The sequence below is a fragment of the Vannielia litorea genome (assembly GCF_018424695.1).
Lineage (GTDB): Bacteria > Pseudomonadota > Alphaproteobacteria > Rhodobacterales > Rhodobacteraceae > Vannielia > Vannielia litorea_A.
In genome coordinates this window covers 26,064-41,359 of the sequence record NZ_QTNQ01000003.1, presented here as the reverse complement: position 1 = coordinate 41,359, position 15,296 = coordinate 26,064, and the positions used below count along the sequence as shown (strand labels likewise).

Below are 15,296 nucleotides of genomic sequence, written 5' to 3'. Positions count from 1 at the left end.
CGCGCGCTCTCCCCCACTCTCGCCGCATGACCACCAAGCCTCACACCCGATCCGCCCCGATGGCGCTTCAGGGCGGTGCCGCCCCGGCGGCCTCCCTGCCCTCCTCGGCCCTCGTCTTCGCCCGCACCGAATACCACGAGCGGCTCGCCGCCGTGCGGGCCTCGATGGAGGAGAAGGGGCTGGAGGTGCTGGTCATTTCCGACCCCTCCAACATGAACTGGCTGACGGGCTATGACGGGTGGTCGTTCTACGTGCATCAGGCGGTGATCGTGAGCCTGAAGCACGATCCGGTCTGGTGGGGCCGCGGGATGGATGCCGCCGGGGCCAAGCGGACGGTGTGGATGAGCCATGACCACATCCTCGGCTACGAGGACTGGCTGGTGCAGAACCCCGAGGCGCATCCGATGACGGTGCTGGCGCAGCTCATGGTCGACTCGGGCCACGGCACCTCGCGGATCGGGGTGGAGCTGGACAATTACTATTATTCCGCCGCCGCCCATATTGCCCTCTGCGACGGCCTGCCGGATGCGCAGGTGAGCGATGCCACCGGCCTCGTCAACTGGTGCCGGGCGGTGAAATCCCCCGCCGAGATCGCCTATATGCGGCGCGCGGGCGAGATCGTGACCGAGATGCACGCGGTGATCGCCGAGGTGGCCGAGCCGGGGATGCAGAAGAACGCGCTGGTGGCCGAGATCCTGAAGGCGGGGGCGCTGGGCACGCGGGGGGCCTGGGGCGATTACCCGGCGATCGTGCCGATGACGCCCTCAGGGATGGATGCCACCGCGCCGCACCTGACGTGGGACGGCGCGCCCATTCCGCGCGGCTTGCCGACCTTCTTCGAGATCGCGGGCTGCCACGCGCGCTATCATTGCCCACAGAGCCGGACGCTGTTTTTCGGCGAGCCGCCCAACAAGTATCGCAAGGCGGAGGAGGCGCTGATGGCCGCCACGGCGGCGGTGATGGGCGCGGCGCGGCCCGGCGCGACCTGCTCGGAGGTGGCCCGCTCTTTCACACAGACGCTGAACCGCTACGGCTTCGAGAAGAACAGCCGCTGCGGCTACTCAGTTGGTCTCTCCTACCCGCCGGACTGGGGCGAACGCACGATGAGCCTGCGCGAAGGCGACGAGACGGAGTTGCAACCGGGCATGGTGTTTCACTTCATGCCGGGGCTCTGGCTGGACGACGGGGGCATCGAGCTGACCGAGACGATGCTGATCAACGATGCCAGCTCGGAGTATCTGGCGAACACCCCGCCGGGGTTGGTGGTGAAGCCGTAGGTCGATAATCTACTAGTGTCGCGCCATGGAGTGTGACACAGGATGCAACCGCACTTGCCGCTTCAGAATGTTTCGACCGGCCCGCCGTCGTCATGATTGCGCGGCAGCCGTCCCTCTCCAGGATATTGTGCAAACCACTCGAACATGTCTCCGGCCTCGAACCCGGAGATCCGGCTCGGTAGGCCTTTGTGGTAGCGCGCCCAATGGACCAGTTCGTGCAACAGGAGGCGGGCGGCCTTCCAGTCAGGGATATTGCCATTCTCGTAGCCTTCGGCCTCGCTTTCCAGGATATGGATCTTCGAGGGCGATGCCGGGCAAAAGGAGCCGGGCGCCATCTTGCGCCAATTGAGGTTGAAATTGCAAAGCTCGGGGTGAATCTCGACCACCTCGACAGTCGGCAACTCTCCGTCCTTGACCGTCTTTCGCGCCAAGTCCCGATCGCCTTGGAGCGCGGTGACATAGGCTTTGAATATGAATGGCTCGTCATCTTCGAAGCGAGTCATTTGAGCGCTGATGAAGCTTCCGTATTTCGGAAAACGACTGTGTTGGAAAAAGACCATGGTGAATCCTCTGGGGCAAAATTGACCTAACGCAATGGAAGCAGTCGGGGATCGTTGGTAATGCAGACTGTGCCACGAGCATCGTCGCGCGTCGCACACCGCACAAGCCTGTGGGTGCTGGCAGGTTGGAACCGGCGGACAACCGCTAGTTGCTCGGGTGATCCGGCACCACGACAATGGATAATGACCTTCGAAATATGGAGCAAAGGCAGAGGTCGTCCGTTGTAGCCGGAGAGACTGGCTGCACTGTGACCTTCACTTGCCAGTCTCGCAGGAAAGCGCTTGCCGTTTCGGTTCGGACCTGTGCTACCCTCCCCGAAGGCCCACCGAGCAGGAGGTTCCTCATGAGACGCAGAATGCGCATTTTCGCTGCCGTGATCTTCGCCCTGTCCGGCCTCGCGTCCGGCCCATCCACGGCGCAATCAGGCATTCCCGGCTGGCTTGCGCCCCATATTGGCACCGGGGAGGGGCAGATTGCCCCGGTCGTGCTGGAGCGGGCGCGGGGGCTCTATCGGGACCGGGTCAGGCGGGGGCAGGTGAAGAACCCCTGTTACATGGCGATGGATGCCACGCGGCCGGGCGGATCGCGCCGGTATTATACGATTTGCGAGGCGCAGAAGGTGTTTCGGGCCGTCTCTTCGGGGCATGGCAACGGGCGGAAGCTGCAGAAGGCGAATTTCGCCAACGGGCGGCAATGTGCGCGGCATTTCAGCAATGCCGAGGGCTCGAAGCTGACGATGGGGGGCGAATACATCACCGCCGAGACGCGGACCTCGTTCAAGGGATACGTGCGTCAGTCCGGCAAGCTGACGCCGTTTCGGCGGACGTTCCTGCTGTTCGACGGGCGCGGCGAGACGTCGAACGCGCGCGAGCGGGCGATTGGCGGGCATCAGGCGATCTTCGTGAAGTGGCAGTGCCGGATGAAGAAGCCGGCCAGCCCCTATGCCGACGAGGAAGGCTATGTGCCCGTGGGGCGGCTGGTGGATTATACCGGGGGGCGGAGCAACGGCTGCACCACGTGGTCGGGCGAGGCCACGCGGGAGATTTTGCGGCTGGTCGAACGCAACCCGACGACGCTTTACATCTACCCCGAGGGCCGGGATATCGAGGCGGTGGCGCGGGCAGTGAAGGCGCGGGCCTCGCTGGAAAGCGCCGGGCTTTACTGGCACGGCGCCTGCCTGCGCGAGATCGGCGCGCCGACCTTCTGGCCAAAGCGGAAGTTGCAGCCGGTCATCAACCGCTGGCGCCGCTCGTTGCCGGACTACGAGGCAAAGCCGCTGCCGATCTGCCAGTGAGGCTGTGCCCCGAACGGCAGGGCGTGTCCCGCCTTAGCGGTCCTGCCTGTCATCCGATGTCGGGACAGGTCCCGACCTGCGGGCATTGGGGCCGGGGGGCGCGGGTCGCCCTCGGTTCGGGAGCACTGGCCCGTCGGTGACACCTTATCTGAGCCTCTTCCTCACGGCGTTTGTTGCTGCCACGCTGCTGCCGGCACAGTCGGAAGTGCTGCTGGCCTGGCTGCTGACCGATCCGGCCCTGTCGGTGTCGCTGCTCTTCACGGCGGCCACGCTGGGCAACGTGCTGGGGTCGGTCGTCAACTGGCTGGCCGGGCGCTTTTTACGGCAATTTCAGGGGCGACGCTGGTTTCCGGTTTCCGCTGCGGCACTGGCGCGGGCGGAGGCGCAGTATCATCGCTGGGGGCGGTGGAGCCTGCTGGCGAGCTGGATGCCCTTCATCGGTGATCCGCTGACGGTGGTGGCGGGGGTTCTGCGGGAGCCGTTGCCCAGTTTCCTGCTGATTGTCACCCTCGCCAAGGCGGGCCGCTACATGGTGGTGATCGCCCTGACGCTGGCCTGGGTATAGCGGCACAGCGCGGGGCCTTGCCGGGGGCGGCGGGGCGAAATATGACTCCGTCATGCAACAGGCCGATCGCCCTCTTCTCGGGATCACGCTTATGCTGGGGTTCTGCCTGCTGGCCCCTTTGGGCGACTCCATCGCAAAGCTGCTGGGCGGGCATGTGCCGCTGAGCCAGCTGGTGTTTTTCCGCTTTGCCATTCAGGCGCTGATCCTCGTGCCGATCGTGCTTCTCGCGGGCGGCACGCTGCGGATGAGCCGCCGGGCACTGGGGTTCACCGCGCTGCGCACGGTGCTGCATATCTTCGGGATAGGGTCGATGTTTCTGAGCCTGCGGTTCCTGCCGCTGGCCGATGCGGTGGCCATCGCCTTCGTGATGCCGTTCTTCATGCTGCTGCTGGGCTGGGCCTTTCTGGGCGAGGAGGTGGGTGTGCGCCGGCTTGGGGCCTGCGCGGTGGGCTTCGTGGGCACCTGCATGGTGATCCAACCGTCCTTCGTCGAGGTCGGCTGGGCCGCGCTGCTTCCGGTGCTGGTTGCGGTGAACTTCTCGTTCTTCATGCTGGTGACGCGGGTGATGCGCGCCGATGTGGACCCGGTGGCGATGCAATCGGTGAGCGGGCTGATGGGCACGGCCCTGCTGGCGCCGCTGCTGCTGATCGCCGATGGCACGCTCTGGGCGGAGTTCGACGTGGTCTCCCCCGCCCCGCGCACCTGGGCCCTGATCGCGGCGATGGGCTGCATCGGAACCCTGGCGCACCTGCTGATGACCTGGAGCCTGCGCCACGCCCCCACCGCCACGCTGGCACCGATGCAATACCTGGAGATTCCCTTCTCGACCCTCGTCGGCTGGCTGATCTTCAAGGAGTTTCCCAACGGGCTCGCGCTGGCGGGCATCGGGGTGACGATGGCCGCGGGGCTCTACATCATCTGGCGCGAGCAGAGGGCCGGGCGGCAAAGCCTTCAATCAGAGCGTCCAGCGCCTCCGGCGGCGTGATCACCACCATCCCCGGCGCGTCGAACGAAAGGCGGACGGGGCCGGTGACGCGGTTCGAGGTGCCGATCTGCCCCGAGGGCGAGAAGGTGAGCCCCTCGATCGGCCATTCCAGCCCCTCCGAGCGGCCCGTGACCCGGGCCAGCGGATAGAGCGAAAACCGGCTGCCGCGTGGCAGCTCCAGCGCAAGCTCGGGCGGCGCGGCAAAGGCGATGTCATCGCGGCCCAGCAGCAGGCAGGGCTGGGTGGCGTGGCGGGTGAGCGCGGTGAGCGCGGCGAGCTGGTGATCGAGCCGCCGCCCGAGGAAGCCCACCGCCAGCAGCAGGGGCGCGCGCACACGCTGAAGCACCTTCTCGAAATCGGTGCTCTCCTGCTCGGCAACGTGGTGCAGGGATTCGGGCGGCAGGCTGGTGCGGGCCTGGGGCGATATGCTGTCGAAATCGCCCACCACGGCCTCGGGGATTAACCCCCGCGCCAGCGCCGCATCGGCCCCGCCGTCCGCGGCCACCAGCCGGGGTGCCCGGATTAAGGCGTTCTTAAGGCAGGCGTCGTTAACCTCGCCCCCACCCAGAAGGGTAATAATATCAGGTGAATCGATGAGGAACGGCGCCATGGGGAGGGTATGCCCGCTTTGCGACGGGGTCACAATGAAGCCCAAATCTCATACCCTAAAATTCCCCAGTCTGTTGCTTCTCTCGAACCAATACATGGTAAACAGACCCCGCTGGGCTATGAGAAAGCGAGCACAAAGATGATCGGATCGAGCAAGATTCTGACGGTGTCCTACGGCACCTTCTCGTGCACGCTGGAAGGGTTTGAGGACTCTTTCGGCACGATGAAGGCAATCGCGGAGTATTTCCGTGATCTTGCCGCTGACGACCGCTACTTCGGCGCGGAGCCTCCGACGCCGGATGCCGACATGCTTCAGCGCATCGCCGAAAAGGAGATTCAGCGCCGGGTCGAGACGAAGATTTCGGACACGGGGATCTTGCTGCGCGCCGCCGAGGGCGCCGGTGGCGCGGAGAGTGCCGTCGAGGCCCCGCGCGAGCCCGCCTCCGCCGCGATGCCACAGGCGGAGGCCAGTGAGGCCGACGCCGAGGAGGCTGCTCCTTCGGGTGATGTTTCGGATCATGTCGCCGCCCCTGCCCCTGCCGAGGGCCCCTCGTCCGAGACGGACGCCGAGACGGAAGACGCCGCTGAGGCTGAGGCTGAGGTGACGGACGCCCCCCAGGGCCGCAGCGTCAAGGGCAAGTCGAAGCCCAAGAAGTCCAAGGGCAAGAAGTCCAAGCGCAAGGCGCTGCCCGCACCGGCGCCCGAGCCCGAGCCGCTTTCGGTAATGGATGCCGACGACCCCTATGCCGATCTGCCCGCCCCCGTCGCCCCCGCAATGGGCAGCAGCGTGGCCGCCAAGCTGGCGCGTATCCGCGCCGTGGTGAACAGCGGCCATGTGGTGGAAACCGGCTTTCAGCCTGACACCATCGAAGAGGAGCCCGTCGCGGCCTTCCTCGCCGATGCCGCCGCCAGCCCCGCCGAGGCGGATGTGGCCGAGGAATTCCCCACCGCGCCGCTGGCCGTACCGGAGGAAGATGCGGCAGACAGCGCCTCGGGTGAGGCTGCCGTTGAAGCCGAGGTCGAGGCTGCGACCGAAAGCGCCGATGAAGGCCCCGCCGCCCTGCCCGAGGGCAGCGTGACGGAGGTGGCCGAGGCCACTGCCGACGCCGCCGAAGAGGCGCAGGACGAAGACACAACCGCCGCCGTGCTCGCTTCGCTGAACGAGGTCGATGCACCGGTTGAAGAGCCCGCAGGAGAGGACGCCCCGGCAGAGGCGGTGGCCGATGCTGAGGAGATGGCCGAGGCTGTCACCGAAGAGACGGTCGACGCCGCGCCGGTGGACGGCACCTCCGGTGAGGAGGCCCCTGCCGAGGAGGCAGCCGATACCGAAGTCACAGCCGACGCTGTGGCCGAAGAGATGGTCGATGCCGCGCCTGTGGAAGACACCGCGGGTGAACCCGCTGCCGGCGACGTTGCCGAAGAGGGTGCACAAGAAGCCGCCGCGGAGGCGGAGGAGGCTTCTGCCGAAGTGGTCGCCGAGGACGCGCGCGCCGAGGAGACCGCTGCCAGCGAGGGGGCGGAAGAGGCCGTCGAAGAGACGCTCGAAGCCGCCGACGATGAGAGCCCTGCCGAGACGGATGAAGTTGCCGAAGCCGTGGTGGAAGAGACCGCTGCGGAAGAGCTTGAGCCAGGCGCAGACCAGGCGGCCCCGGAAGACCTGATCTCCGAAACCGCGGCTGATGCAGCGGCGGAAGAGGCCCCGGCCGAGGCATCCACACCGGAAGAGACTGCCGAGGTTACCGCTGCGCCCGACGCCGAGATCACCGCCACGGTTGACGTGTCGGCGGAGGAGGTTCGCGAGCCTGTGGCCGAAGCATCGACCGAGGACGCCGAGGGCACCGACCCGGTCGAAACAGCCGCCGAGGACAGCACCCCGGACGCGCCTGCCGAAGCCACGGGCCAGGACGAGAGTGACGAGGTCGACATGGCCGATGTGATCGGCGCGCTCTCGGAGGAGGACTACGGTTTCGGAGCGCTGGACAGCGACGCCGAGGACAAGCCCGCGGCCCAGGAGGACAGTGCCGAGGCAGAAGAGCTGGACGCCGCCTTTGCCCGGCTCGACGCGAAGGAAGCCGAGGCGCAGGAACAGGCCGGTGCCGAGGGTGCGCCGGAAGAGTCCGCGCCCGTGTCGCCGCGCCGCCCCCGCGTGATCAAGGTCAAGCGGTCGGCTATGGCCTCCGCCCTCGCCGCGATCGGGCTGCGCCGCAGCGCCCCGGAGGAGGAAGTCGAGGAAACAGCAGCGGTGGAAGAGACCGCAGCGGTGGAGGCCGAGGCCCCTGCGGCGACGGATGAATTGGCAGGTGAAAGCAGCCTGTCCCCGGAAGCCGAAGCCGAGCTTCTGGCCGAGCTGGCCGCTGTGGAACAGGAACTGGGCGCCGAGGCGCCGGAAGCGGAACCGGCCGAACCGCAGGCCCCGGTCGAGGCCGAGGCAGATGATGGGCTGGAAGCCGAGATCGCAGCCTTCACCGAAGCCGAGGAGGCCGCAGAAGCGGCAGCGGCAGCTGAGCCAGAAGCAGCGGCTGAGCCTGAGGCGGACGCAGAAGCAGAAGCTGAGGCTGAGGCTGAGGCTGATGCAGAGGCGGAAGCAGAGGCCGGAGTGGCAGCAGAGACTGACGCTGTGGCTGACCCCGCGCATGACGCCGAGGCCGAGCCCGAAGCCGCCAGTGGCGCGCAAGAGAGCTCCGAAGATGGCGACATGGCCCCTGAAGCGCTTGAGCAACTGGCCTCGGAGGTGATCGACCTGGAGCAGGACGAGCCCACGCCGCAAGAGGCCTCCGCCGAGTCCGAAGATCAGCCCGAAGCGGCAGAAGATGCGGACGGCGACGTGGAAGGCGACGGAACCGGGAGCAACGTGGAAGGGCTGGTGGCGAAGATGGCCGCCGATGCCCAGAGCGAGGCCCGCTACGAGGCCGCGCGCTTCCGCCGCGACCGGATCGTGGAGACCGAGAAGGCCGACGCCAAGATGGACCGGCTGATGAGCGAGACCGAGGGCAAGATGCGTGGCCCCGAGATGGAGCGTCGCCGCTCGGCCATCGCTCACCTCAAGGCCGCCGTGGCCGCCACCAAGGCCGAAGGCGACCGACTGAACGACGGTAATGACGAGGCCCGCGCCTACCGCGACGATCTCGCCTCGGTGGTGCGCCCGCTGCGCGAACCGGAGGCCCCTGCACAGGAAGAGGCGAAGGCCGAAGCGCCCGCCGCGACGCCGGAAGCCACAGAGGCCCCGGTGCAGCAGGAGCAGGAGCCGCAGGAGGCCGCGGCGGAAACGCCCGAAGAGGCAAGGCCCGCCCGCCCGCGTCGCCCGGTTCTGCGCAAGTCCGAGACCCGCCGCCCGCGTGGCAGCTCGCCGCTGATGCTGGTGACCGAGCAGCGCACCGATGCCGGCGATACATCCGCGGCAGACGCCCGCCCCGCCACGCCGGTGCGGCCCCGTCGGGTGACCGACCACAGCCTCGACGCGACGGCCGAAGACACCGGCAGAAAAACCGCGAAAGCGCCTGCCAGCGCGGACGCGGCAGAGGCCAGCAGCTTCGAGGAATACACCCGCAAGATGGGCGCCGAGGGGCTGGAAGAGCTGTTGGAGTGCGCGGCGGCCTATACCTCCTTCGTAGAGGGCCACGGTCACTTTTCGCACCCGCAGATCATGCAGCAGGTGGCGGAGCTCGGCACCGTGGAGAGCTTCACCCGCGAAGACAGCCTGCGCTCCTTCGGTCAGCTCCTGCGCCAGGGCAAGATCCGCAAATTGAGCCGGGGCCAGTTCACCCTTTCTCAAGCCTCCCGCTTTACACAGGAGGAGCGCCGGGCGATGCTCTGAGCGACCCGGCGTTTGTCCGGTATCGAGTTCGGGCGGGGCGGCCAGTGCGGCGCGCCCCGCCTCGTCGTTTCAGCGGTCAGCCACGCGGGCCAACAGCAGGCGCCTGCGCAGAACGAGCAGGCTGGGTGCTTCAACAAAAAATGGAATGCGCCCGCATGGGCGCGCCGTTTGGCAACAGCCTGTCACAGGGCGCGCGGCGGGTGCGTATCGGCCATGATGCTTGCAGCGAGGCGCGGCGGGTGTGGCGCCTTGTGGGCGCCGCGCCCCTGAGAGGTCAGGCGTCGGGGTCGTCCTTGCCGACACCGTAGAACACCTTGCGCACCGGGATCGTCCAGGCGACGCCGAGCACGATGAAGACCAGCAGCTCGACCAGAACGGGCAGGTCGGGCAGCAGGCTGGTGATCCACCATGCGAAGGCGATGTAGAGCGGGAGCCCGACCAGCAGGATCACCAGCGACCAGCGGCGGCGCGCCTTGTAGCTGAGTGCCATCGCCCTGCCCCCTCAGTCCGCGAAGGGGTCGGTGACGAGGATGGTATCTTCGCGCTCCGGCGAGGTGGAGAGCAGCGCCACGGGGCAGCCGATCAGCTCTTCCACCCGCTTGACGTATTTGATCGCCCCCGCCGGAAGATCGTTCCACGAACGGGCGCCTTCGGTGCTCTCCGACCAGCCGGGCATTTCCTCGTAGACCGGCGTGCAGCGGGCCTGTTCGTCGGCGGCGGTGGGCAGGTAATCGAGCGTCTTGCCGTCCAGCTCGTAGCCCACGCAGATCTTCAGCGTCTCGAAGCCGTCGAGCACGTCGAGCTTGGTGAGGCAGATGCCGTTGATGCCCGAGATGGCGCAGGTCTGGCGCACCAGCGCGGCATCGAACCAGCCGCAGCGGCGCTTGCGCCCGGTGGTGGTGCCAAACTCGTGGCCGCGCTCGCCCAGCCGCTGGCCGTCATCGTCGTGCAACTCGGTCGGAAACGGCCCCTCGCCGACGCGGGTGGTGTAGGCCTTCACGATGCCGAGCACGTAGTTGACCGCGCCGGGCCCCATGCCGACCCCGGTGGCCGCCTGACCTGCGATCACGTTGGAGGAGGTCACGAAGGGATAGGTGCCGAAGTCGATATCCAGAAGCGCGCCTTGGGCGCCTTCGAAGAGGATGCGCTTGCCCGCCTTGCGCTTCTCGGAGAGCACCTTCCAGACCGGGGCGGCATATTCGAGGATGCCCGGCGCAATCTCTTTGAGTTGGGCCAGCAACGCCTCGCGGTCGATCTCTTCCACACCCAGGCCTTTGCGGAGCGGGTTGTGGTGCTGGAGTGCGCGGTCCACCCGGGCCTCAAGCGTGGCGTCATCGGCAAGGTCGGCCACGCGGATCACACGGCGGCCCACCTTGTCCTCATAGGCCGGGCCGATACCGCGCCCGGTGGTGCCGATCTTTGTGCCCTTGCTCGCCGCCTCCTCGCGCGCCCGGTCCAGCTCACCGTGGAACGGCAGGATGAGCGGCGTGTTCTCTGCGATCATCAGGGTTTCGGCGGTGATTTCGACGCCCTGGGCGCGGATCGTCTCGATCTCTTTCAGCAGGTGCCAGGGATCGAGCACCACGCCGTTGCCGATGACGGAGAGCTTGCCTTTGCGCACCACGCCAGAGGGCAGCGCGTGCAGCTTGAACACCTCGCCGTCGATCACCAGCGTATGGCCTGCGTTGTGCCCGCCCTGGAAGCGGCAGATCACATCGGCCCGCTCCGAGAGCCAGTCGACGATCTTGCCTTTTCCCTCGTCACCCCACTGGGCGCCGACGACGACGACATTGGCCATGATGAATCTCCTGCATGGAAAGCCCGCGCCCGTATATCGGGGCGGGCGGTGCGGTGAAACCTCAAATATGCAACAGCCCGCGCGGGCCATCCTTCGACCAAAAGGATGCCCGGCGCCCACCGTGCGACCAGCCGGAACCCACGGAGAAGGCGGGCTGCACATCTGCATAGCCCCGGGCCGCCCCGCGCGGTGGCACAGTGCAAGCGGAAAAGGCACAGACAGGCTGGGGCGGCGAGGGGTTGCGGCGTGGGTCGGGAGGGATTAGATAGCCCGCCGAACCACGCGGGAAAGCTACATGGAAAACGTCCTCCTCATCGTCCACCTGATTCTGGCGCTCTGCCTGATTGGCGTGGTGCTGCTTCAGCGCTCCGAGGGCGGCATGGGCTCGATGGGCGGCGGCGGTGGTGGCGGCGGCGTTATGAGCGGCCGCGCGGCGGCGACGGCCATGGCCAAGCTCACCTGGATCTTCGCGATTGCCTTCATCTGCACTTCGATTGCGCTCACCATTCTGGCCGCGGCCGATGCGGGCTCGTCCTCGGTGGTCAGCCGGATCACCGAAACCGACGAGGGCGAGGCCCCTGCCAGCGAAGGCGCTCTGCCCGCGGGCGAAGACCTGCTGCCGCCTTCGGCGGACGGCGACGCGCCGCTGGTGCCCCAGGCCGCCGACTAAGCGCAACCGCGCACCCTGAACGCCCGAACGCCGGCCCGCGCCGGCGGCGGGCGACCCACCTGAAAAACCGACCACAACCCGTTGGGGCGACCCGACGAAACCCAACATCATGTTGCGGCAGGCATGGACTTTGCCGCGCGAATCTTTTATATCTCAAATCCCGTGATGCAGCGTGGTTTGAGCCCGCGCTGCGGCGCATTTCAAGGCGAATACACGGGAGTTCCACACCACATGGCACGTTTCATTTTCATCACCGGCGGTGTGGTCTCTTCGCTCGGCAAGGGCCTCGCCTCGGCGGCCATGGGGGCGCTCTTGCAGGCGCGCGGCTACTCGGTGCGGCTGCGCAAGCTGGACCCTTACCTGAACGTCGATCCGGGCACGATGAGCCCGTTTGAGCATGGCGAGGTTTTCGTGACCGACGATGGCGCGGAAACCGACCTCGACCTTGGGCATTACGAGCGTTTCACCGGGGTGGCCGCGCGGCAGACCGACTCGGTTTCTTCCGGTCGGATCTATTCCAACGTGCTGGAGAAGGAGCGCCGGGGCGACTACCTCGGCAAGACCATCCAGGTCATTCCGCATGTCACCAACGAGATCAAGGATTTCATCTCGATCGGCGAGGACGAGGTGGATTTCATGCTCTGCGAGATCGGCGGCACCGTGGGCGACATCGAGGGGCTGCCCTTCTTCGAGGCGATCCGCCAGTTCGCGCAGGACAAGCCGCGCGGGCAGTGCATCTTCATGCATCTCACCCTGCTGCCCTACATCAAGGCCTCCGGTGAGCTGAAGACCAAGCCGACGCAGCACTCGGTGAAGGAGCTGCGCTCCATCGGCCTCGCGCCCGATATTCTCGTCTGCCGGGGCGAGGGCGCGATTCCGAAGAAGGAGCGGGAGAAGCTGGCGCTGTTCTGCAATGTGCGGCCCGAGTCGGTGATTGCCGCGCCCGACCTCAAGAGCATCTATGAGGCGCCCTTGGCCTATCACCGCGAAGGGCTGGATCAGGCGGTGCTGGATGCCTTCCAGATCTCCCCTGCCCCGCGCCCCAACCTCAGCCGCTGGGAAGACGTTTACGACCGCATCCACAAGACCGACGGCGAGGTGAAGGTGGCCATCGTGGGCAAATACACCCAGTTGGAGGATGCCTATAAGTCCATCGCCGAGGCGCTGACCCATGGCGGCATGGCCAACCGGGTGAAGGTGAAGATCGAGTGGGTCGACGCCGAGCTGTTCGACCGCGAGGATGCCGCGCCGCACCTCGAAGGGTTCCACGCAATCCTGGTGCCTGGCGGCTTTGGCGAGCGCGGGACGGAAGGCAAGATCAAGGCCGCGCAGTTCGCCCGCGAGCGCGGGGTGCCCTACCTCGGGATCTGCCTTGGTATGCAGATGGCGGTGATCGAGGCCGCGCGCAACCTTGCCGGGCTGGAGAAGGCAGGCAGCGAGGAGTTTGACCATGAGGCCGGGAAGAAGCGCTTTGAGCCAGTTGTCTATCATCTCAAGGAGTGGGTGCAGGGCAACGAGAAGGTGAAGCGCAAGAAGACCGACGCCAAAGGCGGCACGATGCGGCTTGGGGCCTATGACGCGGTGCTGAAGGGCGGCAGCAAGGTGGCCGATATCTATGGCAGCACCGCGATCGATGAGCGCCACCGCCACCGCTACGAGGTGGACATCGCCTATAAGGACAAGCTCGAGGAGAGCGGGCTGGCGTTTTCGGGGATGAGCCCGGATGGCCGCCTGCCCGAGATCGTGGAAGTGAAGGATCACCCGTGGTTCATCGGGGTGCAATTTCACCCCGAGCTGAAGAGCAAGCCCTTCGCGCCTCATCCGCTGTTTGCCGATTTCGTGCGGGCGGCGGTGGAGAATTCGCGGTTGGTGTGAGGCGAGAGACGCGGGGGCGCTTATGTTCACGGAATTTCTGCAACGACTGACGGGCACGGCAAAGGCCGCGGACAAGGTGCTGCCGCCGCTGGATTCGCGGTTGGCCCTGGCCGCCCTGCTGGTGCGGATGGCGAAGAGTGACCACAGCTACCAGGCCAGCGAGATCGGGCGGATCGACAAATTTCTTTCGGCGCACTTCGGGCTGAACCCGGTGGAGGCGGCGAAGCTGCGGGCCACGGCGGAGAAGCTGGAGCATCAGGCGCCGGAGACGGAGGTGTTCACCGGGCTCATCCGCGATGCGGTGAGCTACAATGAGCGGGTCGAGGTGCTGGACGCGCTCTGGCAGGTGGTGATGGCCGATGGCGAGGAAAAGCCGGAGGAGGCCGAGATGATCGGCTTTGCCGCCGGGGCGCTGGGGGTGGCCGAGGCGGATGCCGCGGCGCTGGAGGCGCGCTACCTGGGCTGAGGGGGCAGCTCTTCGGCCCTTGCGGGCCTCATCGCAGCTGCGAGGAGGGGTCGACGGGCCCCGAGGAGCGGCTTGCAGTGCGCACAGGGGCGGCTATATCTCCTCTCATGTTTGGAGACCTCATCAGGCGCCTGACCGGCGAAACCGATACCACCCCCAGCGATGTTGAGCCGCAGGTGGCCCTCCCAGCCCTTCTGGTGCGGGTCGCGCGCGCCGATGGCGATTATGCGGCCAGTGAGAAGGACATGATCCGGGGCATCACCCAGCGCTGGATCGGCGGCTCGCCCTTCGAGGCGGCGGAGGTGCTGCGCGAGGCCGAAGAGCTGGAGGCGGGTGCCTCGGACACGGTCCGCTTTACCCGGGCAATCAAGGATGCGGTGGCCTATGAGGCGCGGCGCGGGGTGATCGCGGATGTCTGGCGCGTGGTGCTGGCCGACGGACGGCGCGACGAGGAGGAAGACGCGCTGATGCGGCTCATCGCCAACCTTCTGGGCGTGAACGACCGCGACAGCAACATCGCCCGCCAGAACGTGGAAGCCGGGCGCTAAACGATGCTCCGGGCCGGATTGCCGATGTATCTGCGGGCCGAGACGGAGCCCGCGCTCAACCTCTTCTGGGGCCTCATCCGCGATGGCATCATCGCGCGCGGCGCGGCGCTGGCCGAGGATCTGCCAGAGGCGCTGGAAGCTCCGGAAAGCCTTTGGCAGCTGTGGGAATCGCCCGAGATGATTCTGGGCCAGTGCTGTTCGCTGCCCTGGCGCGGGCGGCTCAGGGGCAAGGTGGAGTACGTGACCACCCTCGACCACGCTTTGCCGGGCTGCCCGCCGGGCCACTACAACTCCGTGGTCGTCACCCGCCCCGGTGGGACCCCCGAAGGCGTGGTGGCATACAACAGCCGCAATTCGCAATCGGGCTGGGCCACGGCGCGGGAGGTGATGGCCGAGGGCCGGGCGCGGGTCAGCGGCGTGCTCTCGACCGGTGCGCATCTGGCCTCGGCCCATGCGGTGGCCGAGGGCCGGGCCGACTGGGCCTGCATCGACGCGCAGACATGGGCGATGTTCGGGCGCTGGGAGCCGGTGACCGGGCAACTGGAGGAGCACTTTCGCACCGCGCCGACACCCGGATTGCCGCTGATCTGCGCGCCGGGGCAGAATGCCTCCGAGATCGCCGGGGCCGTCGAGGAGGCGGTGCAGCTGCTCGACGCGCAGCCGCGGGAGACCCTTGGCGTGCAGGGGGCGGTGTGGCTGGGGCCGGAGGTGTATCTCGCGATGCCCATTCCGGAGGCACCTGCTGCCTGAACAGGCGGACGCGGCGGAAACAAGGCCCCTTCCAACTTGCAATCGCAGCAATTCTGCGCCCTACTCCGGGCTTGCAACCGGCAA

The 15,296-nt window shown here is 67.1% G+C and carries 14 protein-coding genes; 10 read left to right on the top strand and 4 right to left on the bottom strand.

The window, feature by feature from the left end; all coding sequences use genetic code 11:
- Positions 1-59 precede the first annotated feature (59 nt).
- The gene (locus DYI42_RS02110; RefSeq protein WP_213544334.1) at positions 60-1,277 is read left to right on the top strand and encodes a M24 family metallopeptidase; all 1,218 of its coding nucleotides are present in this window, start codon (positions 60-62) and stop codon (positions 1,275-1,277) included.
- Positions 1,278-1,339: 62 nt separating this feature from the next.
- On the opposite strand, the gene DYI42_RS02105 is transcribed toward DYI42_RS02110, so the two are convergent.
- Positions 1,340-1,837: a hypothetical protein gene (locus tag DYI42_RS02105; RefSeq protein ID WP_213544262.1), complete on the bottom strand. Its 498-nt coding sequence runs from the start codon at positions 1,835-1,837 to the stop codon at positions 1,340-1,342.
- A 344-nt stretch (positions 1,838-2,181) separates the two neighbouring features.
- On the opposite strand from DYI42_RS02105, the gene DYI42_RS02100 reads away from it, so the two are divergent.
- From DYI42_RS02100 to DYI42_RS02090, 3 genes are all read left to right on the top strand, one after another.
- Entirely contained in the window at positions 2,182-3,132 is a 951-nt protein-coding gene (locus DYI42_RS02100; protein WP_213544261.1) for a murein L,D-transpeptidase catalytic domain-containing protein, read from the top strand.
- 136 nt (positions 3,133-3,268) lie between these two features.
- Positions 3,269-3,697 carry a YqaA family protein gene (locus tag DYI42_RS02095; RefSeq protein ID WP_213544260.1) on the top strand — a complete coding sequence of 143 codons (429 nt, stop codon included), beginning with the start codon at positions 3,269-3,271 and terminating at the stop codon, positions 3,695-3,697.
- A gap of 52 nt (positions 3,698-3,749) precedes the next feature.
- Positions 3,750-4,682 (top strand): DMT family transporter, encoded by a 933-nt coding sequence (locus DYI42_RS02090; RefSeq protein ID WP_213544259.1) that lies wholly within the window; start codon positions 3,750-3,752, stop codon positions 4,680-4,682.
- Here DYI42_RS02090 and DYI42_RS02085 read toward each other — a convergent pair.
- On the bottom strand, positions 4,612-5,292 hold the full coding sequence (locus tag DYI42_RS02085) for a thiamine diphosphokinase (RefSeq protein ID WP_213544258.1): 681 nt from the start codon (positions 5,290-5,292) through the stop codon (positions 4,612-4,614). The two genes, DYI42_RS02090 and DYI42_RS02085, sit on opposite strands and share 71 nt — an antisense overlap.
- A 138-nt stretch (positions 5,293-5,430) precedes the next feature.
- Between DYI42_RS02085 and DYI42_RS02080 the strand changes: the two genes are divergently transcribed.
- Positions 5,431-9,105: a hypothetical protein gene (locus tag DYI42_RS02080; protein WP_213544257.1), complete on the top strand. Its 3,675-nt coding sequence runs from the start codon at positions 5,431-5,433 to the stop codon at positions 9,103-9,105.
- A gap of 274 nt (positions 9,106-9,379) precedes the next feature.
- Here the strand turns inward: DYI42_RS02080 and DYI42_RS02075 are convergent, their stop codons facing one another.
- Positions 9,380-9,595: a DUF2842 domain-containing protein gene (locus DYI42_RS02075; protein WP_213544256.1), complete on the bottom strand. Its 216-nt coding sequence runs from the start codon at positions 9,593-9,595 to the stop codon at positions 9,380-9,382.
- A 12-nt stretch (positions 9,596-9,607) separates the two neighbouring features.
- On the bottom strand, positions 9,608-10,903 hold the full coding sequence (locus DYI42_RS02070) for an adenylosuccinate synthase (RefSeq protein WP_213544255.1): 1,296 nt from the start codon (positions 10,901-10,903) through the stop codon (positions 9,608-9,610).
- A 295-nt stretch (positions 10,904-11,198) separates the two neighbouring features.
- Between DYI42_RS02070 and secG the strand changes: the two genes are divergently transcribed.
- The 5 genes from secG to DYI42_RS02045 all read left to right on the top strand — a co-directional run bounded on the left by secG (position 11,199) and on the right by DYI42_RS02045 (position 15,212).
- Complete coding sequence (gene secG, locus DYI42_RS02065; RefSeq protein WP_213544254.1) at positions 11,199-11,573, top strand: preprotein translocase subunit SecG; 375 nt, start codon at positions 11,199-11,201, stop codon at positions 11,571-11,573.
- A gap of 231 nt (positions 11,574-11,804) precedes the next feature.
- Complete coding sequence (locus DYI42_RS02060; RefSeq protein WP_213544253.1) at positions 11,805-13,448, top strand: CTP synthase; 1,644 nt, start codon at positions 11,805-11,807, stop codon at positions 13,446-13,448.
- A gap of 22 nt (positions 13,449-13,470) precedes the next feature.
- Positions 13,471-13,914 (top strand): TerB family tellurite resistance protein, encoded by a 444-nt coding sequence (locus tag DYI42_RS02055; RefSeq protein ID WP_213544252.1) that lies wholly within the window; start codon positions 13,471-13,473, stop codon positions 13,912-13,914.
- Positions 13,915-14,021: 107 nt separating this feature from the next.
- Positions 14,022-14,462 carry a TerB family tellurite resistance protein gene (locus tag DYI42_RS02050; RefSeq protein ID WP_213544251.1) on the top strand — a complete coding sequence of 147 codons (441 nt, stop codon included), beginning with the start codon at positions 14,022-14,024 and terminating at the stop codon, positions 14,460-14,462.
- 3 nt (positions 14,463-14,465) lie between these two features.
- The gene (locus DYI42_RS02045; protein ID WP_213544250.1) at positions 14,466-15,212 is read left to right on the top strand and encodes a PhnD/SsuA/transferrin family substrate-binding protein; all 747 of its coding nucleotides are present in this window, start codon (positions 14,466-14,468) and stop codon (positions 15,210-15,212) included.
- The last annotated feature ends 84 nt before the right edge of the window (positions 15,213-15,296 follow it).

What these genes read in the sequence shown, in the direction of transcription:
- DYI42_RS02110 (WP_213544334.1), top strand. Translation starts at nt 60, where the DNA reads ATGGCGCTTCAGGGCGGTGCCGCCCCGGCGGCCTCCCTGCCCTCCTCG.
- DYI42_RS02105 (WP_213544262.1), bottom strand. Translation starts at nt 1,837, where the DNA reads ATGGTCTTTTTCCAACACAGTCGTTTTCCGAAATACGGAAGCTTCATC.
- DYI42_RS02100 (WP_213544261.1), top strand. Translation starts at nt 2,182, where the DNA reads ATGAGACGCAGAATGCGCATTTTCGCTGCCGTGATCTTCGCCCTGTCC.
- DYI42_RS02090 (WP_213544259.1), top strand. Translation starts at nt 3,750, where the DNA reads ATGCAACAGGCCGATCGCCCTCTTCTCGGGATCACGCTTATGCTGGGG.
- DYI42_RS02085 (WP_213544258.1), bottom strand. Translation starts at nt 5,292, where the DNA reads ATGGCGCCGTTCCTCATCGATTCACCTGATATTATTACCCTTCTGGGT.
- DYI42_RS02080 (WP_213544257.1), top strand. Translation starts at nt 5,431, where the DNA reads ATGATCGGATCGAGCAAGATTCTGACGGTGTCCTACGGCACCTTCTCG.
- DYI42_RS02075 (WP_213544256.1), bottom strand. Translation starts at nt 9,595, where the DNA reads ATGGCACTCAGCTACAAGGCGCGCCGCCGCTGGTCGCTGGTGATCCTG.
- DYI42_RS02070 (WP_213544255.1), bottom strand. Translation starts at nt 10,903, where the DNA reads ATGGCCAATGTCGTCGTCGTCGGCGCCCAGTGGGGTGACGAGGGAAAA.
- secG (WP_213544254.1), top strand. Translation starts at nt 11,199, where the DNA reads ATGGAAAACGTCCTCCTCATCGTCCACCTGATTCTGGCGCTCTGCCTG.
- DYI42_RS02060 (WP_213544253.1), top strand. Translation starts at nt 11,805, where the DNA reads ATGGCACGTTTCATTTTCATCACCGGCGGTGTGGTCTCTTCGCTCGGC.
- DYI42_RS02055 (WP_213544252.1), top strand. Translation starts at nt 13,471, where the DNA reads ATGTTCACGGAATTTCTGCAACGACTGACGGGCACGGCAAAGGCCGCG.
- DYI42_RS02050 (WP_213544251.1), top strand. Translation starts at nt 14,022, where the DNA reads ATGTTTGGAGACCTCATCAGGCGCCTGACCGGCGAAACCGATACCACC.
- DYI42_RS02045 (WP_213544250.1), top strand. Translation starts at nt 14,466, where the DNA reads ATGCTCCGGGCCGGATTGCCGATGTATCTGCGGGCCGAGACGGAGCCC.